Annotated in this window: 18 protein-coding genes and 2 riboswitches; of the genes, 4 read left to right on the top strand and 14 right to left on the bottom strand. The window is 45.6% G+C overall.

Translation table 11 applies throughout. The features are described from left to right. The 3 genes from NBH15_RS06060 to dinD form a co-directional block, all read right to left on the bottom strand. Entirely contained in the window at positions 1-3213 is a 3213-nt protein-coding gene (locus NBH15_RS06060) for an efflux RND transporter permease subunit (RefSeq protein WP_250822207.1), read from the bottom strand. Positions 3214-3227: 14 nt separating this feature from the next. Beyond that, the gene (locus NBH15_RS06055) at positions 3228-4343 is read right to left on the bottom strand and encodes an efflux RND transporter periplasmic adaptor subunit (RefSeq protein WP_122328001.1); all 1116 of its coding nucleotides are present in this window, start codon (positions 4341-4343) and stop codon (positions 3228-3230) included. Positions 4344-4612: 269 nt separating this feature from the next. Beyond that, positions 4613-5449: a DNA damage-inducible protein D gene (dinD, locus tag NBH15_RS06050; RefSeq protein WP_250822206.1), complete on the bottom strand. Its 837-nt coding sequence runs from the start codon at positions 5447-5449 to the stop codon at positions 4613-4615. 198 nt (positions 5450-5647) lie between these two features. On the opposite strand from dinD, the gene NBH15_RS06045 reads away from it, so the two are divergent. Then, the gene (locus NBH15_RS06045; RefSeq protein ID WP_233567057.1) at positions 5648-6559 is read left to right on the top strand and encodes a helix-turn-helix domain-containing protein; all 912 of its coding nucleotides are present in this window, start codon (positions 5648-5650) and stop codon (positions 6557-6559) included. A gap of 8 nt (positions 6560-6567) precedes the next feature. Here the strand turns inward: NBH15_RS06045 and NBH15_RS06040 are convergent, their stop codons facing one another. The 11 genes from NBH15_RS06040 to NBH15_RS05990 all read right to left on the bottom strand — a co-directional run bounded on the left by NBH15_RS06040 (position 6568) and on the right by NBH15_RS05990 (position 21300). Further along, positions 6568-6897 carry a DUF2149 domain-containing protein gene (locus NBH15_RS06040; protein ID WP_186958405.1) on the bottom strand — a complete coding sequence of 110 codons (330 nt, stop codon included), beginning with the start codon at positions 6895-6897 and terminating at the stop codon, positions 6568-6570. Further along, positions 6881-7480: a MotA/TolQ/ExbB proton channel family protein gene (locus tag NBH15_RS06035; RefSeq protein WP_128133865.1), complete on the bottom strand. Its 600-nt coding sequence runs from the start codon at positions 7478-7480 to the stop codon at positions 6881-6883. The genes NBH15_RS06040 and NBH15_RS06035 overlap by 17 nt, the downstream gene beginning before the upstream one ends. A 28-nt stretch (positions 7481-7508) precedes the next feature. Then, positions 7509-8063: a hypothetical protein gene (locus tag NBH15_RS06030; protein ID WP_128133866.1), complete on the bottom strand. Its 555-nt coding sequence runs from the start codon at positions 8061-8063 to the stop codon at positions 7509-7511. 3 nt (positions 8064-8066) lie between these two features. After that, the gene (locus tag NBH15_RS06025) at positions 8067-12323 is read right to left on the bottom strand and encodes a cobaltochelatase subunit CobN (protein WP_250822205.1); all 4257 of its coding nucleotides are present in this window, start codon (positions 12321-12323) and stop codon (positions 8067-8069) included. 93 nt (positions 12324-12416) lie between these two features. Continuing rightward, on the bottom strand, positions 12417-13067 hold the full coding sequence (locus NBH15_RS06020) for an HmuY family protein (protein ID WP_158579649.1): 651 nt from the start codon (positions 13065-13067) through the stop codon (positions 12417-12419). A 36-nt stretch (positions 13068-13103) separates the two neighbouring features. After that, positions 13104-15332 carry a TonB-dependent receptor gene (locus tag NBH15_RS06015; RefSeq protein WP_250822204.1) on the bottom strand — a complete coding sequence of 743 codons (2229 nt, stop codon included), beginning with the start codon at positions 15330-15332 and terminating at the stop codon, positions 13104-13106. A gap of 75 nt (positions 15333-15407) precedes the next feature. After that, positions 15408-15612: riboswitch (cobalamin riboswitch) on the bottom strand. A gap of 646 nt (positions 15613-16258) precedes the next feature. Then, complete coding sequence (nrdG, locus tag NBH15_RS06010; protein ID WP_128133869.1) at positions 16259-16759, bottom strand: anaerobic ribonucleoside-triphosphate reductase activating protein; 501 nt, start codon at positions 16757-16759, stop codon at positions 16259-16261. A gap of 9 nt (positions 16760-16768) precedes the next feature. After that, on the bottom strand, positions 16769-18976 hold the full coding sequence (locus NBH15_RS06005) for an anaerobic ribonucleoside triphosphate reductase (RefSeq protein WP_250822203.1): 2208 nt from the start codon (positions 18974-18976) through the stop codon (positions 16769-16771). A gap of 318 nt (positions 18977-19294) precedes the next feature. Beyond that, entirely contained in the window at positions 19295-20023 is a 729-nt protein-coding gene (locus NBH15_RS06000) for a DUF6064 family protein (protein WP_250822202.1), read from the bottom strand. Positions 20024-20047: 24 nt separating this feature from the next. Beyond that, a complete protein-coding gene (locus tag NBH15_RS05995; RefSeq protein WP_007655663.1) occupies positions 20048-20536 on the bottom strand; it encodes a threonine/serine exporter family protein in 489 nt (162 codons plus the stop codon). Beyond that, a complete protein-coding gene (locus tag NBH15_RS05990; protein ID WP_244050337.1) occupies positions 20533-21300 on the bottom strand; it encodes a threonine/serine exporter family protein in 768 nt (255 codons plus the stop codon). The genes NBH15_RS05995 and NBH15_RS05990 overlap by 4 nt, the downstream gene beginning before the upstream one ends. A 136-nt stretch (positions 21301-21436) precedes the next feature. Further along, positions 21437-21634: riboswitch (cobalamin riboswitch) on the top strand. Between the two features lie 59 nt (positions 21635-21693). On the opposite strand from NBH15_RS05990, the gene NBH15_RS05985 reads away from it, so the two are divergent. Genes NBH15_RS05985 through NBH15_RS05975 form a run of 3 tightly spaced genes read left to right on the top strand, consistent with a single transcriptional unit; the run spans position 21694 to position 23984 of the window. Beyond that, on the top strand, positions 21694-21909 hold the full coding sequence (locus tag NBH15_RS05985) for a cysteine-rich CWC family protein (RefSeq protein ID WP_128133871.1): 216 nt from the start codon (positions 21694-21696) through the stop codon (positions 21907-21909). Position 21910: 1 nt separating this feature from the next. Continuing rightward, the gene (gene accC, locus NBH15_RS05980) at positions 21911-23425 is read left to right on the top strand and encodes an acetyl-CoA carboxylase biotin carboxylase subunit (protein ID WP_250822201.1); all 1515 of its coding nucleotides are present in this window, start codon (positions 21911-21913) and stop codon (positions 23423-23425) included. A 37-nt stretch (positions 23426-23462) separates the two neighbouring features. Next, entirely contained in the window at positions 23463-23984 is a 522-nt protein-coding gene (locus tag NBH15_RS05975) for an acyl-CoA carboxylase biotin carboxyl carrier protein subunit (RefSeq protein ID WP_128133873.1), read from the top strand.

Raw genomic sequence — 23984 nt, 5'->3', positions numbered from 1 at the left:
TTATTTTTCTTTCTTTTTACTATCGAGATATTCTTTCCGCTCGGCAGTTACTTCTTCTACTTCTTCCTGAATCTGCCAGTCGTGTGTCGGCTCGAACTGTATCGGGCGAACTTTCTCCTGCAGATACTGGAATACAATGAACAGCGAAGGAACGACGAACAGCAGGGCGAGTGTTCCGATCAGCATACCGCCGACAGCACCTGTTCCCAACGAACTGTTACCGTTTGCACCTACACCGGTTGCTACAACCAGCGGGAGCAGACCGAATACCATCGTCAACGCCGTCATCAGAATCGGACGCAGACGAACTTTGGCGGCAGACAGGGCGGCCGAAGTCAGGCTCATACCGGCTGCACGGCGTTCGGTTGCATATTCGGTTAATAAGATCGCTGTCTTTGCTAGAAGTCCGATTAGCATAATCAAACCGGTTTGCAGGTAAATATTATTCTCCAACCCCATCATTCTTGCGAACAGGAAGCTACCCATCAGGCCGAATGGTACTGAAAGGATCACGGCAAACGGGATCAGGAAGCTCTCGTAAAGCGCACTCAGGATCAGGTAGATCATCAGGATACAGATGATAAAGATTACCGTTGTCGTATCGCTCTGTTGATTTTCCTCACGGGTGATACCGGCAAAGTCGTAACCATATCCTTTCGGAAGAGCGGTTGATGCCACTTCTTTTACTGCATTGATCGCATCACCGGAGCTATATCCTGCCGCAGGCATGGCATTCACATTGATAGAATTGTACATATTGAAACGGCTCAGCGACTCTGCACCGTATACCTTTGTCAGCGTTACGAACTGGCTCAACGGGGACATTTCACCGTTTGCCATACGGACAAACGTATTGTCCAGCGAAGAGTCGTCCAGACGGTAGATCGGCGAAGCCTGAATCATAACCTTATATACCTTCGAGAAACGGTTGAAGTTGGAAACGTACTGTCCGCCATAGTAACCCGAGAGGGTACTCAGAACAGCATCCGGTGTAATGCCGGCACGTTTACATTTCGCCGCGTCTACTGTCACCTCCCATTGCGGATAGTTGATAGCGAAGGTAGAATAAGCAGCCGCAATCTCCGGACGTTCGCGCAGGGCGGCCAGATATTGCTGGGTGGTATTGAAGAACTCGGTGAGATCGCCTCCCTTTTTGTCCTGCATGTACATTTCCAATGCGTTACCCATACCGTAACCCGGGATCATACCCGGAGCCATGGCGAAGATATTGGCATCTTTTATATCGGCAGTCCGTCCGTACACCTGTCCGATGACAGATTGCACATGGTCTTCTTTGGCGGTACGTTCGTCCCACGGTTTCAGTTTCAGAATAAACATACCGAACGAATTACCCTGTCCCGAGATCAGTCCGTAGCCGGAAACCTTATTATATTCTTTTATCTGCGGAATATCTTTGATACGTTGTTCGATATCCGTCATGATGATATCGGTTGTAGCCAGTGAGTTGCCGGCTGCGGTGGTTACATTGACAAACAGTACTCCCTGGTCTTCGTCAGGTACCAGACTGGTTTTAGTCGTCTTCATCAGTAAAACGAGTACGACAATCGAACAAGCCAGTAACGACCATGTAAGCCATTTCCGTTTGATAAAGAACAATACACCTTTTTTATATTTGGTGATGATTGCATCGAAAGCCGTGTTGAACGCTCTACGGAAACGGGCGGCAAAGTTTTCTTTCTGCGTACCGTCTTCATTGATATACGGTTTCAGGATCAGGGCGCACAAAGCAGGACTCAGCGTCAATGCGTTGATAGCCGAAATACCTACGGCAACCGCCATCGTCAGACCGAACTGGGTGTAAAACGTACCCGAAGTACCGCTCATGAACGATACCGGAATAAATACAGCCATAAATACCAGTGAAGAAGAAATAATGGCGGTGCTGATACCGTTCATGGCATCCATACTTGCCATGTACGATGATTTATACCCGACGTCGAATCGGGCCTGCACCGCCTCGACGACGACAATGGCGTCGTCCACCACCGTACCGATCACCAGCACGAGTGCAAACAGTGTAATCAGGTTGATACTGAATCCGGCAATCGACATGAAGGCAAACGTACCGACCAGCGACACGATGATACCTACCAGCGGGATCAACGTCGAACGGATATCCTGCAAAAATATGTATACAACAAGGATAACCAGGATAATCGCTTCGATCAGCGTCTTCACCACTTCATTGATAGAAGCGTAGAGGAAGTCGTTCGAACTCATCATCTGTACGATCTCTACCCCTTTGGGCAGGTCCTTACGCGCTTCGTTCAGAAAGGCGTCGATATTATTGTTTACCTCGGTTGCATTCGAACCGGCTGTCTGGAAGATCATACAGGAGATACCGGTATGTCCTGATGTCTCACCGATATATGCGTAGCTTTCGCGACCGAGTTCTATTTCGGCTATATCTTTCAGTTTCAACACTTCGCCGTCCTCCGATGAGCGGATCACGATATCTCCGAACTCTTCCGGTTGTATCAGACGTCCTTTGTACTTCATCGTGTACTGGTAAGCCTCTTTAGAGTTTTCACCGAACGAACCGGTAGCCGACTCGATATTCTGTTCGGCCAGGACGGCTGTAACATCGGCCGGGATCAGATTGTATTGTGCCATTACGTCCGGTTTCATCCAGACACGCATGCTATAGTCGCCTCCCATTACCATCAACTCTCCTACACCCGAAATACGGAGGATTTCCGGTTTAAGGTTGATGCTCAGGTAGTTTGAAAGGAAGTTCTCATCATATGAGTCATCTGGACTGTAGATGGAAAATATCTGTAACATACTGGTTTGCCGCTTCGTTGTCGTTACACCGACCTGGTTCACTTCTGCGGGAAGCTGACCGCTGGCTTTCGACACACGGTTCTGCACATTCACAGCGGCCATGTCCGGATCAGTACCTTGCTTAAAATAGACCATGATGGAGACGGTACCGGCATTAGTCGCAGTAGAGGTCATATAGGTCATATCTTCAACGCCGTTGATGGCTTCCTCCAACGGGGCGATAACACTTTTCTGAAGTGTTTCGGCGCTGGCTCCGAAATAAGTGGTGCTTACCATGACGGTAGGCGGTGCGATATCGGGATATTGTTCGACGGGCAGGCTCGTCAATCCGATGATACCCATGAATACTATCACGATAGAGATAACGGCTGATAGTACCGGGCGTTCTATAAAGGTTCTTAATTTCATATTCCTTCTTTCAATTATTGTTTAACCTGAATCGGGGTTCCTTCACGCAGCAAACCTACGCCTTCGGCAACAATCACGTCACCCGGCTTCAAACCATCGTTCACGATATATTCCTGTCCGCCGTTTACACGGGTGACATTTACCTGGGCAGAAGTTGCTTTGCCGTCTACCACCTTATAGACATATACTTTGTCCTGTATCTCGAAAGTCGCTGTCTGCGGAATTACAATACTGCCGGATTTCTCGGTAGACAAGATGATGTTACCGGAGTTGCCGCTGTAAAGTATGCCGTCTTCATTCGGGAACACAGCACGCAGGCTTACGGTTCCCGTGCTACGGTCAATCACACCGCTGATAGTCTCCACTTTTCCTTTTACGGGGTAAACGGATTTGTCGTTCAGTTGTAATTCCACTTCCGGCATCATTTCCAGCGCTTTCTGTTTGGAGCCGTACTGGCGGGTAAGTCCCAGCAGTTGGTTTTCCGTCAGGGAGAAGTAGACATACATGTCCGAATTGTCCGAAACCGTGGTCAACGGCTTAGGCAGACTGGCACTGACCAGTGCTCCTACTCTATAGGGAAGTGTTCCGACAACTCCATTCGACGGACTTTTCACCTCTGTATAGGACAGGTTATTGCGGGCATTCAGTTCCAGGGCTTTCATCTGTGCCAGTTGAGCCTTGGCACTTAGCCAGGAGTTTTCGGCAGTCTGTAGGTCGAAAGCGGAGACTACATTTTGTGCATGTAATTCTTTTTTGCTGTCTAACGTCAGTTTTGCAGTGCTTAACGCTGCTTCTGCTGCTTCCACATTGGCTTGGGCTGTCTGCAAAGCCGCCTGATAAGGCACCTGGTCGATTACAAACAATAACTGTCCTTTGCGTACAGCCTGTCCTTCTTCCACACATAATTGAGTGATAAAACCTGAAACCTGTGGATAGATGTCGATGTCCTGACGTCCGCGGATAGTGGCAGAATAGAGACTGCTCAGGGTTTTGTCGGTTGTAGACACTTTTAGTACTTTGTACTCATTGTTCACCATCATGGCCGGCTGTTCTTTACATGAGCTGGCAACAAGGCATAAGAACCCTACCCCGATGCCACCCAGGCATCTGGTAATTAAATTTTTCTTCATTTCTACGTACTTATTTTATTTATAATCCCGGCAGCCGGATTGTTCCAAAATAAAAAACATCAATAGGGTGATATTCAAGTGAGAATAGTTTGTTACTCTTTGATATTTACTGCCTTAACTAATAACCGGTGCAAATGTCCGACTTTTTCTCAAATGAAGTGTGGTTGAAAATTGAATATTGTTGTTCCAAAATTGAACAGGGGATATCACACGAAACCATTTTGCTGACGTCAGCAAAATGGTTTCGTTATAACATACTCTTTACTGTGTTATTTTTTTTTCTTCTTGGAGTCGTTTAGCTTCTTGGCGTCTCCTTTCAGGCGCTTTTCTACCTTTTTTATATCTTCTCCGGCTGGGAACTGTTCGGGAAAGATACCTCTGTTAATCAGCATATCTCTTACTGCCAGATTATTATCTACGTGTTCGTTTTCGATAGGGGTTTGTCCGTACAAATCTTTTTGCTGTACATTCACAGATGTCATTTCCGCGGCAAAGTCCTTTGCTTTTATGCTGATTGTTGGCAGGAAATCGGCAAGTGGGCGACTGTCCGGTACACCTAACTTGCGTTTTAACAGTTTAGTATCGATGCGGAACAGAGCTTTGTCTCCCTTTGAGCGTATTGTGGCAAAGCCTTTACTGTCGATACCTCTTTCGTATAAAACACCGGAAAGTAACTTCTCTGTTTCTGCTAATTTGGTGCGGGCGTTGATGCGTTCGAAGTCTAATAAGCGCTGTTCTACAAGCTCTGCATGGCGAGTTTGAACGGCAAAATAGTTTTGGGCAAAAGCGATTTCGGGTTTTCGGGGATCTCCGTTTTGGGCGATCAAATAGCAGGCATAGCGCGTAAGGAGGATGTTATCTATCTCTCTTTCAGCGCCTTTTCCTAGATTTATCATTTTCCCCACGTGGGGAAAATGATACTCTATAATTTCTCCTGCATTTTTACACGCTTCTTCTGCTTTGTCAATTACATTTATGAATTTCTCCCATTTAGTGTAACCTAGTAATTTTTGCAATTCTCGTGCACTCCAACATTCGACTCCGTTATAATCACAGACAATACTTTCGAATCGCGTGAATAACTCTTTGATTTCTTCTGTTTTCATAGTTACAGTTTTTATTATGATTTCTGCAAATATAAGAATTAGTATCTGATAAAAATAGGATTCGTGATATATTTTTATTTTATATTCCCCTGTTTTTCAATGCTAGAAGTAGGATTTATCATTTTGCTGACGTCAGCAAAATGGTCGGGATTGCTTTCAGATATATTTCTTATCTTTGCCGTTCATAGAAAATTATTCATGGAACAATCCGTTTTGCAGTTAACTATTGAGGACTTGCTTTCTTTTGGTATGAATTCCAAGTCCTATCAAGATAAATTGATTATTGTAGAATTTAGTGGCGGCGACCATAAGAATCCGGGATTCAAGGAAGGGGCTTCCATCCGGTTGGATGCATTTTCTATTTTTCTGGTCCGGCAGGGAGAGATTGATATTACGATAGATGATTTTACCTATCATTTGTCGGATAACCTGCTGTTGGATATTATGGATATGCATTCGGTAAAGGACTTCCGTATTTCTCCTGATTTCAGGGGATACCACCTGATTATCGAGCGAAACCTGTTTTCGGAGATTATGCTGAACAGCCGCCGTATGCCCGCTGCCTATATCGCTTCCCGGCATAGCCGCCCGATACAGAAACTGAATGAGGAAGAAGGCGTCTTGCTGGAAAAGTGCCTGCACCGTATCGAACGGAATATCGAACGTACGGAACATGCCTGGCAACGGGATATTATCATGAATGAACTTCGCGGTTTTCTGCTGGAAATGAATAATATCGTTTATCAGGCTAACCGCGGAAATGTCAGTCCGAATCCTCCCAGCCGCGATTTGCTGTTGTTCCTGTTCATCCAGTTGCTGAACAAACATTGCCGTACGGAACATTCCGTCTCTTTCTATGCCGGCGAATTATGTATTACTCCCGAATATCTTTCACGCATTATGAAAAGTTTTAGTGGAAAAACAGTCAACCAATGGATTAGCGAGGCGCTGATACGTGAATCCGAGATTTTGTTACGTAATCCGGACCTTACAATCCAACAGGTTGCAGATATGCTGAACTTTTCCGACCAGTCTTCGTTCGGAAAGTTCTTCAAAAAGCACCGGGATATTTCACCGTTGGCATTCAAACGGCAATATGCAAAAGACTAGAAAGAACATTATTCCGGGACATAAATAATCTCCCCGTTTTCCAGTTCGTAAGCGATGCCGACTTTGCGGCCTTTCTTCCCTTCCGATTCCTGGTTTTCGGAAGGGGTATACCGTTGGATGGATTCTCCCTTCTTAGTGATTATCTCCATGTTTTCTTTCCCCGGATTCTTAACTAATGAAAAGTCTTCTTTGGAGAAAAGTTCCGTCATATTGAAACGGGTGACAAGCGCTACCATCAGGGCTACGGCAAATACCATGGCTACATCGAAAAGATTGGCAACCACGCCCATCGGGTCGGAATCTCCGTCCGAATGAAGTAACCTATTTCGCTGTGCCATGATGCAGGTTTTTATAGATATATTCCAAATCGTTCATATCACGTGCATACCATCGCTGTTTTATTTGCAGGGTAACTACACCGATTGCGGCAATAACCATGCCGACTACGGTGGTGGCAAACGCGACCTGCATATTGTAAGCCATAGATGCAATATCGCCGGTAGAAAGTCCGACCAGCGCCGGTCCCATCGGAATCAGTGTCCCCATAAGTCCCAGCATAGGGCCTAATTTGATAAAGCTACGCGAGCGTCCCAGCTCTTTTTCCGCTTCTACTTCGTAATTGGCTAGCAGGCGTTCGCAGTAAGGGCTATTTTCCTTGTGGCTGTAGAGCTTTTGCAGGCAACGCAGCAACGGAATGTTTTTGTTTTCGGGCAATTGACGGCAAAGTTCTTCTGCATTGCCGGGTGTCATTTCTTCAAGCATATTGTTTATTTGCTGCTGCAAACGTGTTTTCTGCCAGAATTCTCCGAAAAAACCTCCGGCCATTAGGATGGCACGAATGAAAAATAGTAGTAACAGTACCACTACAGGCACCAGCAATCCATTCGATATCCAGAATAAAGCATTTGAGATAGATGTCATATCCGTGTGTTTTTTATTAATTTCCATTCTAGGTGGCGATAATTCCCAGCAGAATGATAAAAAGGTTCGTAATAAATAGCAATTCCAATCGCAGGCTGTTGTCGCCCAGAAATTTTTTCAGGAACCAACCGCAACCAATCACGCCTACCCCTGTGACTGTAGCAAAGCACCACGCCACAGTGCGGAAGTCTGTTCCCGGAAAAGCAAAGATTGTCTGGGTGAGTGTATAGGCCAGTACCACAGAGATAAGTATTCCCGGATAATAGGTAAGCAGACGGGTCAGGTTACGTTTGAAAAACGTATCATGCTGCCGTAAACCGGCGAAACAATCGAAACAGAAAGCAATCATAACCGTTGATTCCAGTGTTATCATAACAGCCGCATCCTGCATTCGTTCCGGAGAGGCCAGAAAGTCGGCTATCTGTGTTTTTGACTGTTCCGTAGCCCAGGGCCAGATTGCCAGGACAAAAAGGCTGCACCCCAGACCGGCAGCGAGTATCCCGTAGAACGATTCATAGAAACCTATTTTCAACAGGAAATTCAGGGTGATGAATCCGAGTAATATGCCTATAACATACTCCATCCGTTACTTTTTTCTCCGTTTCAGGATAAAAACCAACATGACGAATAAGGCCATAACCGTAACGCCGATTAATATACCATCCAATGTCTGGCTTTCCGTTTGAGGCTGTTGTGTCAGTTGGTCTTTTTTCAGAACGACTTGTTGTCCGGTTTCTACCAAAGCCTCTTTTATTGCAGTGATATTCCGCTGATATGTGCGGGCTTGTTCTGTGGAGGTATGGGAGGCGATAAACTCTTTCAGTTTGTCATTGTCGCAGACAAATCCTGTGCAGGCCGGTTTGAATTCGTTGACCAGGTTCGTATGCAGTTCGGCTATTTGCTGCAATTGTTCGTTTGTCGCTTTCCAGTATCCTTTGCGGGCGGTTTCGAGCATGACGGCAGTCATTTCTTCGAGGGCGGCTGGACTTTCTTTCCGGAAGAAGTTATGTATTCCCAGTTGCTGCTCGTCGAGGACATACATTTTATACAGGTCATCCCACAATTCATTGTCGATGGTGGAAGGTTTCATTACATTCCAGCCATAGGTGTTACGGAATGTCTTGGAGAAATTCTCAGCCGTTGTCGCTCCGCCTTTCATCTTTTCTTTGATGTATTCCGGGTTAAGCAGGGTTGTACGACTTTCTACTCCGATTGCTTCCCGCAGGTTTTGCAGGCGGATATTATGGCGGTTGCGGTAATCGGACAGATAAGCCTCCGGGTCTTTGCCGGTGACATTACGTACGGAGAGATTCAATCCTCCCATAAATTCATACATATGGTCCAGGCTTAAAGCCCCCCAGGTGTTGCTCTGACGTGGTTGCATCACAACATCGGTGTTTTGCAGGGCAACTTCGAACAGGTCTTTGACGACTTCTCCCCATTTATCAGGATCACCGTAAATGGCTCCCATATTGTTCAGATAAGTGTCTGCAATCTGCGACTCTTTTTCCCAAGCATCCCCTTTTTCTACGAGTCCGGTGATACCGGTTCCGTAGCCGCCGTTTACGGCACCGAATATGCGCATCGTCGACAGTTCGCGGGCCTCTTTGGGGGATATGCCTTTTTCAACCAGTCGTTTTTCCGATTCGACGGTGCCTTCAGCTACATAGTTGCCATATTGGTCCCCTTCCGATTTAGCGGCCATGGCTACCGCCTTACTCAACATTGCCAGACGGGAGGCGGCCAGGTCGCGGAGTTGTCCGGAAGTCTGGACGACAATGTCGATACGCGGACGTTTTAATTCCTCAGAAGGAATCAGGCGGATATCGGTAACACGCCCCATGCCGTCACGTACCGGCTCTACTCCCAGCATATAGAGGGCTTGTGCCAGGGTGGCGCCTTCGGTCTCGATAAATTCGCCGGCCCAGAAAGTATAGCTGACCTTTCGAGGCCAGTCTTCGTGTTTCTTGAAATAAGTGTGCAAAGTAGCTTCAGCCAATGCTTTTCCGTTGTCCCAGGCACGTGTGCCGGGTGTTGCTTCGGCATTGATGGAGTACATGTTCCGTCCGGTTGGCAGGGTGTTGGGCGAGAGAACCACATCACCACCGGGACTGGGGGCGATATAGCCTCCGTTCAGGGCATGCAAGAAACCTTGTAGTTCCGATTCCGGGGATGATTCGAGTAATTGTTTGTAACTGAGTACGTTTTTCAGTGTACGTTCGATTTCCAGAACGGCGAAAGAAAAGTCTTTCTCTTCCTGCGGTACTTCCGGCAGAACGGCTTTTTTTCCTTCTTTTTTTGCCTGTTTACGGGCTTCGATTCGTTTTTTTACCCAGTCCGGCATTTTACCTACTTTAGGAATGCCAGCCGGCATTTTCATGCCTCCGCTTTCGTCGCTTTTACCGGAATTGTCATTCTCGTCGCCGGCGGCCATTGCCATCATTTCACTCATGGATAACTGGCGGGGATTGACGGCCATATCAGTAGCACGTGCCTTCATCAGGTCGGCGCGGCTCAGTGAGGCAAAATCCTGCATCAGCCGTTCCGGATTTTGTACCGGCGAAGCGAGCAGCTGTTTCAGCTTACTTTTGACCGGGGTGAGGTAGCGACGGGAAATATAGGTGTTGTTTTCCAGTTGTTTGCGGGTGATCTTTCCGTTCAGAGCATCCAAGCGTGCCAGGCTGTATGCCAACGGGTCAGCCGACATGGCTATCACGGTCGATTCGATATCTTCCGGGGTGTAAGTCTGTCCGAGTGTATAAAGTCGCCCGGTCATCTTCTCATTGGCAATTTCTTCGGCGAAGTTTTCGATACGTTCTATCTCTTCTGCCGTGTAGGGCTTATTGGCGATGCTGTCGAGTTGTAAGTCCCTTTGTAATCCCAGTTTTAATACGGAGGCTTTTATTTTCAGACCAATCTCCTGCTGTTTGCTCTCCGGTGCCTGATACCAGGCATCGATGTCGCTGAACAAGCCGGAGAAACGTCCCCGTGTACGACTTCCCATGAACGGAGGCGTAAGATGCGATAGCATGACGGCATGCGTACGCCGTTTGGCGATGATCGCTTCACCTACATTGGCAATACTGTAATAGTAGAAATGAGGCAGGCTGCCTATCAGGCAATCCGGCCAGTCCCTATTGGATAATCCTGCCTGTTTGCCTGGGGTGAACTCCAAACTACCGTGTGTCCCGAAATGGATCAGGGCATCTGCTTTAAATTCATTTTGCACCCAAAGATAAGGAGCCAGATAAGCATGTGGCGGTGCTACGCTTGCTCCATGTACGATTTGGAACTCGTCATCCCCTTCGGCAGCATGTGGTTGAGGAAATAATACGACATTTCCGAATTGCAGGCGTGCGATAGCCAGCGAAGGTTCTCCGTCCCGTGTTGTACTCAGGTAATCGCCCGGCGCTTCGCCATATTTGTCGACAACCTCCTTATATTTTTCGGGGACGAGCGTCTGGCTAGCCCACTGTTCATATGTACTTTTACTAACCCATAACGGATTCCCGTTTTTCATGAAATCGTCCTGTGCCCCTTTGGCATAAGCTCCCAATACGGCTCCCTGTTTCTTTAGCAATTGGTTGAAACTGTCGAAGGTGTCGGGCAGTCCGTCTACCTGGTAACCTTCCTGTTTCAGCCGTTTCAGCAATTCGTAAAGAGAGGGAGCTACTTCCAGCCCGGCGGCTACGAGTGATGCTTGTCCGGCTGCTTTGAAATAACAGATTGCCAGGCGTTTCTCTTTATTGGGTTTATTGCGCAGTTGCAGGTAGTTTTTTACATTTTGTGTAAAGTTATCCAGGCGTTCACTCTCCGCATCAAACATAAAATAGCCGTTTGGATGCTGGTTCTGTGTAGAGATAACGAGCGGATCGATGCCTCCGTCTATTTCGGGAAGAACGATGCGTGCAGTCAGATAACCGCCGGTTACGCCTTTGTTCTTGTCATCGCTCAGCCATTCGTCGCGACTCAGCATGATGGAAAGCGGACAGAAGAGCGGGATATTGTTTTCTGTCAGCCACTCTACAGTCTTGTCACCGCCCAGCCGTCCCATCGGCAGGTAAACGACGGCATCCGGATGTACACTTTCCATCAGTTCCTGGCGTCGGGCAGCAGAGGCAATCGGATAGACATTGAAACCTGCATCCGTCAGTCGGGTGATCAGACTGTCGATATAACTCCGGTTGCCTTCCAGCGGTGAGGTCATACCTGAAACGAAGGCGATACGCGGGGCATTCTCTTTATATAGTTTCTTTTCGCGAAGGTGGTTGGTCAGTTCGTCGGCTGTCCGGAAGAACACACCCTCTTCCAGGTGGAAAAAAATGTCGGAAGGAATCAATAACGGTTCCCCGGCTTTTGTCTGGAAAAGTTTTCGGCTGTCGAACGTGCTGCGGATATAATATAGCATGTTCCGGTAGTTCTTGCGGCTTCGGTTGTTATAATAAATATCTAGTTGCTGTTCTTGTAAACTGTCTACATGGTGGTTGTTGATGGAGCCGGAGGAGAAGACAAAGGTGTATACGGCAGTTCCTTTCTTTCCGGCGATCTCGATATTTTCTGTCTGTTCTTCCGTCAGGCGCAACCCCGGTCCGAAAAGGAGGATGGCATCGTAGCTTTTGAGCGATGACGCATCTTCGGCCTTGACTTCTTTCACTTTTATCAAGCGGCTGTCGTTGGCCATCGCGATGTTGGATACTTGATAGGAGGGGAAGTTCACCAACGCAATCTTGGTGGGTGATAACAACAGGCTATAAAAAGCATATAAGCCGAGTACCAGCAAAAGTGCCAGCCCGGCTTTCCATCCTGCGGATTTGTGTTGACAGAGGAATTGAATAACAGACATACTTATATAAAAAATGGCAAAGGGAAGGGAGAGTGGAAAGAGTGTGATGTGTGTCTGATGTATCTCCCTTCCTTTGCGTTGATTAACTAATTACTATTTAAACGGATATATGTATTCAAAAGTGGGGTGACCTGAAACACCTTTATCGTCTTTGTATTGTTTAAATATTAATTTGGCATAATGTTTTCCATCTGCTGTTCTAATAATAAATACATTATTATTTGGAAACCAAGTGTTTATCATGTAATTATACCAGGTCCATGAATAATATTCTTCATACCCGGGTGCCTGAAAAGCCGTGTTGAGTGAGTGTTCCTCAAATTTGCTCATAATCAACATCATTTTTTCTTTTGAGTCAGCAATGAAACCGCTTGTCGGAACTGTAGTTACAGCATCGAATGTTGTTTGTTTTGTGTCCAATGCTCCTCCTTGTCCGTTGCCGGAAGTACCGCTGTTGGTGCGTACATAAAAACGTTGGAATGCGATATCCCAGGTTTGGTCTTTAGCAGCATTTGCTTTGTCTATTACTACACTGTCTCCTTTTTCAAAAGAAAAATAACACCAATCATCAGGATTGGTACTGGTTGCATGAACCGTGAAAGATTTAGCCTCTGCCGGAACTTCCGGTTCCTCTTTCTCATCGTCACTACAAGCAATGAATCCGGAAGAAAGCAAACACAATGTAACAAGTACCATGATCTGTTTTAGACCGGATACTGAAAATTTAAAATTACTCGTTTTCATAAAATGATTAAAATTTATAATGTTCATAATCGCATATTAGAATTTGAAAATAACGGAGCCGAAAACACGACGTCCCGAATCGTAAGTTGTAAAGTTGACAGGATCGGTGTAATTGAAAATATTTTGTACGCCAGCCGTTAACAGCAAGTTCATATATTTGTGTTTCCAGATACTGTATTGTACGGTCAGTTTCCACAAACTGTAGGCATCCTGCGGACTGTCAACCATTTGCTGGGTGGTTTCTCCGGTTTCGGGATCTGTTATAGTCTTTTCGCGGAAATTGATTTTCTTTGAAGTCCATCTTCCGGCAACAGAAACCGTCGTTTCCCGTTTGAACAAATCGAACATAAACATGGCATTACAGTTGAGTGCATGTTTAGTGTTTCCTGTCAATTGCAATCCGGTCGCTTTATCCTGAGCATCTGTAAAGTCATAAGTCCCTTGCAGATTTACCCATTGGAACGGTTTATAAGTGAGGGAGATTTCGGCACCCCGGATACGGGCGTTATCTACATTTCTGTATCGCAGTTGTGCTTCCTGGCCTCCACCGGGCAGATCGACAATAACGTTATACGACTGTATCTTGTCTTTAATATCATTTTGATAAATTTCTCCGCTTATATTCAATTTATTGAATGTGTATTCGGCAGAAAAAGAATAATAATTGGAATGTTCGGCTTTTAAATCCGGGTTTCCTATATTGTGGGATACCGATCCCATCTGAAAATCAGAAAATAATTCAGTTGCATCCGGAGCCTTGAATCCTTTGCTGTAACCGGCACGTAAACGGAGATTTCCGGGTGAGTACATGACGTTGACTTTCGGTGTATAGGCATCTCCGAAAACAGAATGATGCGTATAACGGAAACCACCGATAATATCGAGTTCCGGGATAACTTTCCAGTCCAGTTGTACAAATCCGTTGATATCGTTTACCTTGCGGGTTTTCAGATTTTCACCGTATTGTTTGACATTATAATCTTTATTCCAATTGAACTCAATGCCGCCTATTCCCTGCAGATTATCGAGTGGGGTATAAATATCCGTCAGACGCAGAGTCTGTACATTGGATGTGGCATTTTTACCAATTGAATCCAGCTTTTCAAAAACTGTACGACGGATGTAAAAGTCTCCATAGTAAACCCCTTTCAACAGATTTTTTTCTCCCAATTGCTGCTCTATACCGGCACGGAATGTTTTGTTGAAACTCTTGTAATGGGTTACTTCATCGCTTAATTTCGGATTTTTTTCTTCATTAAGGAAGAAATCGGCCGATACGTTTATCTTCGTGTGATTATATTCCCATCCCAGTTTTTCGGATATTGTCATATTGGCCGACGGGTTCTGGGTATAGTTTCCCGGTGAATCGGGAGTCAGGTCATACCCGTCTGTCGAGTTCCGGTTGAATAATGTCTGCGATGTAAAATTCTTGTATTTGGTACCAAAGGCTGCATCCATCAGAAGCTCATTGTAGCGTGAATAGCGTACTTTGGCCCATCCTTCGGCTGGACGTTCGGGTGTTTTCGTGATGATATTAATGATCATACCGATTGCACTGGAACCATACAATGCTGAGGCTGCGCCTTTTACAACTTCTATCTGTTTGATATTGGATGTACTCAGACGTTCGAAATCAATCGGACCACCGGGTGTATTGGACAGGCGCTCGCCATCTACCAGTATGAGTATATATTTGTTCTCAAGTCCCTGGATGCGAATATTGTCGCCGCGCGGGTCACTATTGAACTGTAATCCGGGAATTGTAAACTCCAACGCGTCCATGATGTTTTCAAAATCATTGCGTTGTAGTTGTGAGGCCGGGATCAGTTTGGTCAGTACGGGAGAGTTTTTGATGAGTTTTTCTGTGCGCGTCCCGGTAACGACCACCTCGTTTAGGTCGAATATCCCTGCATTCATCTGGATATCCATCTGTTTGGCGGGGCCGTTGGAATCGATTTTGATGCGTTGTTCCATGTATCCGGTGGAACGGACCAATAAATTATAACTTTTGCCTTCGATTAGTTCCAGCCGGAAACGACCGTCTGCGTCACAGGCGGTGCCAATCAATGTTCCGGGAACATTGATTGTAGCCATAGGTATACCTTCTCCTGTTTCGGAGTCAATGATTTTGCCGGTCAACACACAAATGCCGGTTTGTACCTGTTCTTTATCCGGTGTATCAGTAGCCAGTGTTTCTGCAAATGTTGTTGCAGGTGTAAGCACACACACCGAAAGTAAAGACATAGCAATACCTTTCAGTCTCATATAAGTAAGCAAATAAGTTGGAAGAATTTGTTTTGAAATTCCGCCTTGTTAATCCCTGCTTTTTATCCCGAAAGCACGAATACAATTGATCAGGCAGGTTTTCTGACTTTCCCGGCTTTGCAAAGCCTTCCCGACTTTCGTCAGTGGCATGGAGTTGCAAGCATTTCCGGCAGTCACCGGAACGGGATTACAGCAACGGGCATTGTTCCGGACTTTCACCGGATTCCCTCTCATCACTTGCAGAATGCATTGTGATTCACCTTAATCCGCTGCAAAAGTAGTAAAGTATTTTTGAATACAAATAATATTTATTCATTAAAAAATCTTTCTGTCAGAAAAGTCACAGGGAAATTAATTGATTATCAAAATGATATTTGTGTGTGGGGTGGATGGTTTGTATGGGCTGGTGGGAATGTTGGTTTGTTTTTATGAGCCTCTCGTGAGGTTTCTTTTGCTCGTTGTGTCTTGATTATTGTGATAACTTTAGCAGAATGTTGTATATTGTTTATGAACTATAGCTGATCTGTTATGTTTTCTGTTGTTATGTTGATATATTGCTATTCGCTGCAGATGCTGATTTTTGGTTGTTCTGGAAATGAAAACTGCCTAAAAACATGTAATTTTCTCTTTTAATAGTACTGATAGTTGTATTGCGGATGTCTTAATTAACAAATTTTTAGTCTAAAAAAGGCGCAATTTCTACTACAACAAAATTTTATCTCGTTTTAAACGAATTAAATTTTGTTTTAAACAAATTCGAACTTCGTTTAAAACGAGATAAAAAGTAGCTATTGGATAGTCTATATGTTAATAAATGTGTAGTGAGCCTTTCTGGAATGACTAAATGAAAAATAAGTCTGTTCTCATTTAAGGCTGTTATCTGTCATAATGTTTGTATATGTCTTATTCTTTTGTCGTTTTGCTTTTTATATAAACGGGTTATAATTATAGAAAACGACTTTATTTTCTTTCAGTGATTTTTTGACATCGATCAATCGCTGGTTACTGCTACCTCGGAACAGGAGGCTTTCGTCATGGAGGGCTTGTTTGAATTTACCGTCTACCAGAACGTCTACATATTGAAGCAGTGCGGCCTGTTTCGGGTTTTCCAGCAGTTTCTCAAATGTATATCCGGTGTAACACCAGATGTTTTTCTGGCTTTTTTCTTTGATGGCTCGTGCCAGCTTGGTGAATTCTTCCGGCTGAAACATCGGGTCGCCCCCGCTGAAAGTTACATCTGCAAAATCGTCTGCGAGGACCTTTTCCAGTATCTCTTCAGTAGGAACAGGTCGGCCCTTATTGATATCCCACGATTCAGGGTTATGGCAACCCGGACACTGGTTTGGGCAGCCGGCAGCGTAGATAGCGGTCCGGAATCCCGGACCGTCTACAGTCGTATCTTCTATAATATCAATAATCGATAACATCGTATTTTTCTAATTATGAATAATTCTGTCATTCAACTCCGCTAACTTGGCATTGTTCCAGCGATCGGTTGTACCTACCAGATAGCCGGTGATGCGTTGTAGCTTGTCCAGATGTTTGCTGCCGCATTTGGGGCATTCGTCCAGATGGTTGGCTGCGTTTTCGTAGCCACAATCCAGACAGCGGTTGCGGTTATGGTTTACCGAGCCGTAGCCGATATTGTATTTATCCATCATGTCGACCACCTTCATGATCACTTCCGGGTTGTGGGTGGCGTCGCCGTCTATTTCCACATAGAAGATATGGCCGCCGCCTGTCAGTGCGTGGTAAGGGGCTTCTACTTCTGCTTTATGGCGGGCGCTACATTTGTAATATACCGGGACATGGTTGGAATTCGTGTAATAATCTCGGTCGGTAATACCGGGTAACGGTCCGAATTTTTTGCGGTCTCTAGCGGTAAACTTACCGGAAAGTCCTTCTGCCGGAGTTGCCAGTACACTGTAATTATGCTGATAACGTTCCGAGAACTGGTTTACACGGTCGCGCATATAAGTCACGATCCGTAATCCCAGTTCCTGTGAGGCTGCATCTTCGCCGTGATGTTTGCCGGTCAGGGCAACCAGGCATTCTGCCAGTCCGATGAATCCGATTCCCAGTGTGCCCTGGTTGATGACCGGGGCAATTGTATCGGTCGGTTTCAGTTTCTCGCTGCCCAGCCATAAAGAGGACATCAGCAGTGGGAACTGTTTGGCATAAGCCGTTTTCTGAAATTCCATACGTTCATGAAGTTGAAGGGCCGTAGTTTCCAGCATTTCATCCAGTTTTGCGAAGAAACGGGCAATCCGCTCTTCCTTATTTTTAATATCCATGCATTCGATTGCCAGACGTACGATGTTGATCGTCGAGAACGACAGGTTGCCGCGTCCGATAGATGTTTTCGGTCCGAAACGGTTTTCGAATACGCGGGTACGGCATCCCATGGTTGCCACTTCGTATTTGTAACGTTCGGGATCGTCGGCTCTCCAGTCTTCATGCTGATTGAATGTGGCATCCAGGTTCAGGAAATTCGGGAAGAAGCGGCGGGCTGTCACTTTGCAGGCCAGTTCATACAGGTCATAGTTCCGGTCTTCCGGCAGATAACTTACGCCCCGTTTCTTTTTCCATATCTGAATCGGGAAAATGGCAGTTTCGCCGTTGCCGACACCCCGGTATGTGCTTTTCAGCAATTCACGGATAATGCAGCGGCCTTCGGCAGACGTATCCGTTCCGTAGTTGATGGAACTGAATACCACCTGGTTACCACCGCGTGAATGGATCGTGTTCATGTTGTGGATGAAAGCCTCCATGGACTGATGAACGCGGCTGACGGTTTTATTGATAGCATGCTGTACGAGTCGTTTGTCTCCGGTCAGGCCATCCAGCGGACGGGTTACATAATCGTCTATTTCTTTATTATAAAGGTGTGAATAGTCTACGCCATTCAGATCTTCCAGATTTTTGACTTCTTCGATATAGCTGTTACGCACATAAGGTGCCAGGTAAAAATCGAAAGCCGGGATCGCCTGTCCGCCATGCATCTCATTTTGTGCAGTTTCTAAAGAGATACATCCCAGGATACTTGCCGTTTCGATACGTTTGGCGGGGCGCGATTCACCGTGTCCGGCCGAGAATCCATATTTAAGGATGCGATCCAGCGGATGTTGTACGCAAGTCAGGCTCTTGGTCGGGTAATAATCTTTATCATGAATATGCAGGTAATTGTTGGCAACCGCCTCTTTTACCTCTTCGCTCAACAGGTAATCGTCAACGAACGGTTTGGTCGTCTCACTGGAAAATTTCATCATCATACCTGCGGGGGTATCTGCGTTCATATTTGCATTTTCGCGGGTAATGTCGTTCGACTTGATATTGATGATTTCCAGGAACATATCGCGGGTTTTTGCTTTACGGGCAACACTGCGCTGATTGCGGTAGGCAATGTATTTCTGAGCCACATCCTTGCGGCTACTGTTCATTAGTTCCAGTTCGACAGCGTCCTGAATCGCTTCGACTGTCATTTGCGGTTCTCCTTTGAATGAAATATGATCCGTGATCTGTCGGATCAACTGCAAATCTTCTCCATTTTCCGTATGCAGCATCGCTTTACGGATCGCCGTTACTATTTTTTCCTCATTAAATCCGACGATACGTCCATCCCTTTTGATAACTGTCTGAATCATGATAATTGTATTGGTGTATTACTTTTTATTCTTCTGCAAAGGTATGCTCAATTATTATATGGTTTTCTTTTTGGAAAACTTTTAACGGGTTAAATTATGTCAAACTCTTGTAAATCAGATACGATATTTGTAAAAATGGAAAACTTTGAAGGTTTTGATGATAAAAAGTTTTCCCAAAAAGGCTGTTTGGTGATAATGGGGTATAATGTGAAATGTATCAATTGTTTATGCAAAAAAACAGAAAAAAACAGGGGCGATTCCGGTCGATCGCCCTGTCTGTTGATGGTACGAAATATCTATAATTGCTTATTCGGATTGCTATTTGTCTTTCAGTAATTCGATAAACATGGTTGTCGTCAGTAATATCCCAATGGCAACGCAGACCAGGATAAGTAATAAGTTTACATATTTCGCATTCGGCTTCGAGCCGGTGTGCAGGTTGTTGGCGAAATATTCTTTGAAGAAAAGATATAACGCCGGGACGGAAGCACTGGCCAGCAGGAAATCTTCCGGGATATTGAAGTAATATGTTTTCGACAAGCCGATCAGCGACCAGTGTGTCAGAAACAGGATTATGAACATGTTGATATTCTTAGAGAAGAACAACAGGAGTCCGATGGTGAAAACAACGACCGAACAAGGCATGACCGGCGAAGTCATTTCCGGGAAAGTCAGTCCCCGTGCCATCGATATAAGCGGATAGATAAACGGCATGGCAAACAGGAAGTACGCTAACCAGTCATATTTGCGGGTACGTTCGAAAGTGGTGTATCCTGACAAGGCATCCCATCCCCATAGTATCGCCATGATCGCCCAGAATAAGGCCATCACTTCGTTGTAGCTGCGCTCGGCACAGTAGATGTAGTAGTAGATGACTGATATCCACAGATAGACGGCAATCAGATAGATTTTCATTCCGTTCTTTACCCACGGCTGAGGGTTGCGGGTCAGCAGGACGGTCAGTATTATCCCGATCAGGATAATTCCCAGTTGCCATTCCCAGGTTGCTGCATTGTAGAGTCCTATCGTTTTCCAGAAAATTTCCATAGAGTTATTCGTATGCTGATGATTTTATTTGCGTCGTGTTAATGAAAAAGCCTTACCCGGCAGGAGGAAGATCGGCAGTGTCGCACCGACCGTCAGCATGAAGATCGCGGTGAAGGTAACGAAACCGTTCGACATGAACATTTCAATATATTTCGCTTTCTGTACCGGTTCGTCCATCGTCTGGAGGAACATGATCAGCGAGAAAACCATGTTGTAGGCAAATTTGCCTGGGATCATCGGCAATAAAGCCGGGATATAAAGCACTGTCATCGGGCAGTAAATCCTGCCTCCCAGCCACAAACTTCCGAATCCGATCACCAATGCCCCGAACAGGGAGGCGGTAGCGATATCCACCCCGAAGAAAGTCATCAGGCAGAATCGGCAGGCATGGCCTACGGCAGCCAGCAAGGCAATGTAAGGAAATGCCCGCATGGGTGGGTCGGAAATCGCACCGAAACCAATACCTGCAATGGCTGCAAAAAGTCCGTCTAAAAGAATATCCAATACTATCATATCAAATTGTTTTTTACCATCATTAATGTGAAAGAAAGCCCGATCGCGATACAGATAATCAGCATCAGCGCATTGACCAGCCGGGCAAAACCGGTCAGTATATACCCTTCGACAATGTCGATAACCCCATTGATCAGCGGTACGCCCGGTATCAGGAACAGGACGCTCGTTGCCAGTGCAATGTCCGAGGTCGTGTCGAATATCAACGCTGTAGAGGCACAAAGCGATGCAATAAAGGCCGATACCACGAAGATTATGTAATGATTGAATTTCCGGATCTGCATCTGTTGTTTCAGGAAAAAACCGGTGATAGTCGCAGAAAAGACAATCCCCATCGAGGTTATGTCTCCCCCAAACAGGCGGCAGAAAGAGGCATTGGCAAAGCCCACCAGTATCAGAACGAAAAGCGGATCGATATGCGGGCTGGCGATAATCTTCTCATATTTATCTTTTAATTCTTCCAACGGCAAATGTTTGTCATACGTTTCCCAACTCAGAGCGCTCAGTTTGGCGTTCTTCTCGAAACTTATCGGAAGAGCGGGGATATCGATCACCTCGCTGTATGTTTCTTTCGTATCATTGTCGGAGATCGTCAGAATAATATTTTTCTGAAAAATGCTGATTTTAACATCAGCGCCATATGCTTCTCCTATTCGTTTGGAACTCCGGACTACCCGGGATGTGTGTACCCCGCATCCCATCATATGGGCGGAGTACTCTGCGATGAATTTGGCTACGGGTAGCAAAGATTCATTTCTACTCATGTCGTACTTTTTATATATGAACCGGATTTTATTCCGGAATGTTTCTTTTTGCTGGCGGAAAAACGGGCGATAAACCTAAACCGGGGCGCAAAAGTATAAAAAACTTATTTTATATCATTGTTTTGTCTTTTATTTTTGTAGTTTTGCACCGAAATGGTTCTGTATTTTTGATTCTGGAAATACAGATTAAAAGGGAATCGGGTGTAAATCCCGGACAGTCCCGCTGCTGTGAAGCTCTAATAACATCCTGAAAACAACTTATGCCACTGACATGTGTCGGGAAGGCTTCAGGATGGGAGTCAGTCAGAAGACCTGCCGTTCGTTAAAGGCTCATATCCTCGTGGGTTAGGATACGGGTTCGAAATGATTGTTTATTCTAAATTTATCAGATTTATGGAGAAAGATTGTCCGCGTTGTGGGGGCTCTTTTGTTTGTCGGGTAGATGATATATCCGCCTGTCATTGTGTGCCTGTGAAATTGGATGAACTCCAGCTTGCTTATGTGAAGGTCCATTATCCGGGATGTTTGTGCAACTCCTGTTTGAATGAGATCAAGAAATATTTCTATGCCTGTGAGGTGAATCCCCGTTATAAACATTTAAAGCATTGATATGATACGGAAGATATTAATTGCAAACCGTGGCGAGATCGCCGTACGTGTGATGCGTTCCTGCCGGGAGATGGGAATACAGTCTGTGGCTGTTTTTTCGGAAGCTGACCGGGCGGCACGACATGTACTTTATGCTGATGAGGCCTGCCTGATAGGGCCTGCTGCATCAAAAGATAGTTATCTGGATATTGAAAAGATTATCCAAGCGGCAAAAATTCATAAAGCCGATGCCATTCATCCCGGTTATGGTTTCCTTTCGGAAAATGCAGCTTTTGCCCGCAGATGTAAAGAGGAAAATATTATTTTTATTGGCCCGGCTGCTGAGACGATGGAGGCGATGGGCGATAAGATATCAGCCCGTAAGCGGATGATCGAGGCTGGTGTGCCGGTTGTTCCGGGAACGCAACAACCGTTGCAGGATGCTGCCGAAGCCGTTCGGATATGTAAGGAAATCGGTTTCCCCGTTATGCTGAAAGCCTCTATGGGAGGCGGAGGAAAAGGGATGCGACTGAGCTATAAAGAAGAAGATGTGGTGGAAGCTTATCATTCTGCCCGTTCGGAATCGTTATCGTCTTTTGGTGACGACACAGTTTATCTGGAGAAATTCGTAGAGGAACCTCATCATATCGAATTTCAGGTATTGGGTGACAATCACGGGAATGTAATCCATCTTTGCGAACGTGAATGTTCCGTTCAACGTCGTAATCAGAAAATCGTGGAGGAAAGTCCGTCTCCGTTCATTACTCCCGAGTTAAGAAAAAATATGGGTGAAAAGGCTGTTGCTGCGGCAAAAGCTGTCAACTATTCCGGTGCTGGTACCATTGAGTTTTTGGTGGACAAACATCGGAATTTTTATTTTCTGGAAATGAATACGCGTCTCCAAGTGGAGCATCCGATTACCGAGGAAGTTTTAGGCGTCGATCTGGTAAAAGAACAGATCCGGGTGGCTAACAACGAACCACTCCATATCCGCCAGGAGGAGATCGTCCAGCGCGGACATGCCATTGAATGCCGTATCTGTGCAGAAGATACAGAAGCCGGTTTTATGCCTTCTCCCGGTGTCATTAAACAATTGACAGAGCCGAACGGCATCGGTGTCCGTGTAGACAGTTATGTGTATGAAGGATATGAAATACCGGTTTATTACGACCCGATGATCGGAAAACTGATCGTTTGGGCGACAACGCGCCAATATGCGATCGAACGCATGCGGCGGGTATTGCATGAGCATAAGATTACCGGGTTGAAAACGAATATCGGTTACTTACGTCGGATTATGGATACATCCGACTTTGTGCAGGGAAAGTATGATACTTCTTTTATTGAAAAAAATGCCGGACAATTGCAACATCCCGTAGAAGAGGGTGGAACAGAGACTGAAAATATAGCTATGATCGCTGCCTATATAGATTATCTGGTCAATCTGGAGGAAAACAGATCCGGTCAGGCTTCCGACAATCGTCCGATCAGCCGCTGGCGTGAATTCGGATTACAAAAAGGAGTCCTGCGTATTTAATAATCGGCACATTAGCACTATTGAATAATTATTATTTATGGAAATACATATTGGAAAAAGAGTTGCGGATGTTTCGTTGGTCAGTAAAGATGGAAACAAAGTCCGGTTGACTATTGACGGTATCCCTTATGAAGTCGATGTCGTAATGGCCGAAAATGGCGCCTGTTCTATTTTGCACAACGGTGTTTCGTATAATGCAGAACTGATCCGCGGAGAAAGTGGTAAAAACTATACGGTGAATACCCATTTCCTCTCTTATGGTGTGGATATTGTTGATACGCAGGTGAAATATTTGCGTATGCGCAGGAATAGCGAAGAGCGGCAGGACAATAAGATTATTTCTCCGATGCCCGGCAAGGTGGTGAAGGTTGCTGTTCAGAAAGGCGACCGTCTCGAACCTGGCGATATTGTCGTAGTGATCGAAGCAATGAAGATGCAGAGTAATTATAAGGTAAGTTCGGCCTGCACGGTACGCGATGTGCAGGTAAAGGAAGGGGATTCGGTGACGAGCAACCAGGTCCTTCTGACTTTGGATATAATAACAGACAAAGAGGATTAA

The organism is Parabacteroides caeci, from assembly GCF_023656795.1.
In the GTDB taxonomy this organism is placed as follows: Bacteria; Bacteroidota; Bacteroidia; order Bacteroidales; family Tannerellaceae; genus Parabacteroides; species Parabacteroides segnis.
Note: the sequence above shows the minus strand (reverse complement) of the source record. Positions and strands in the feature narration are given on the sequence as shown.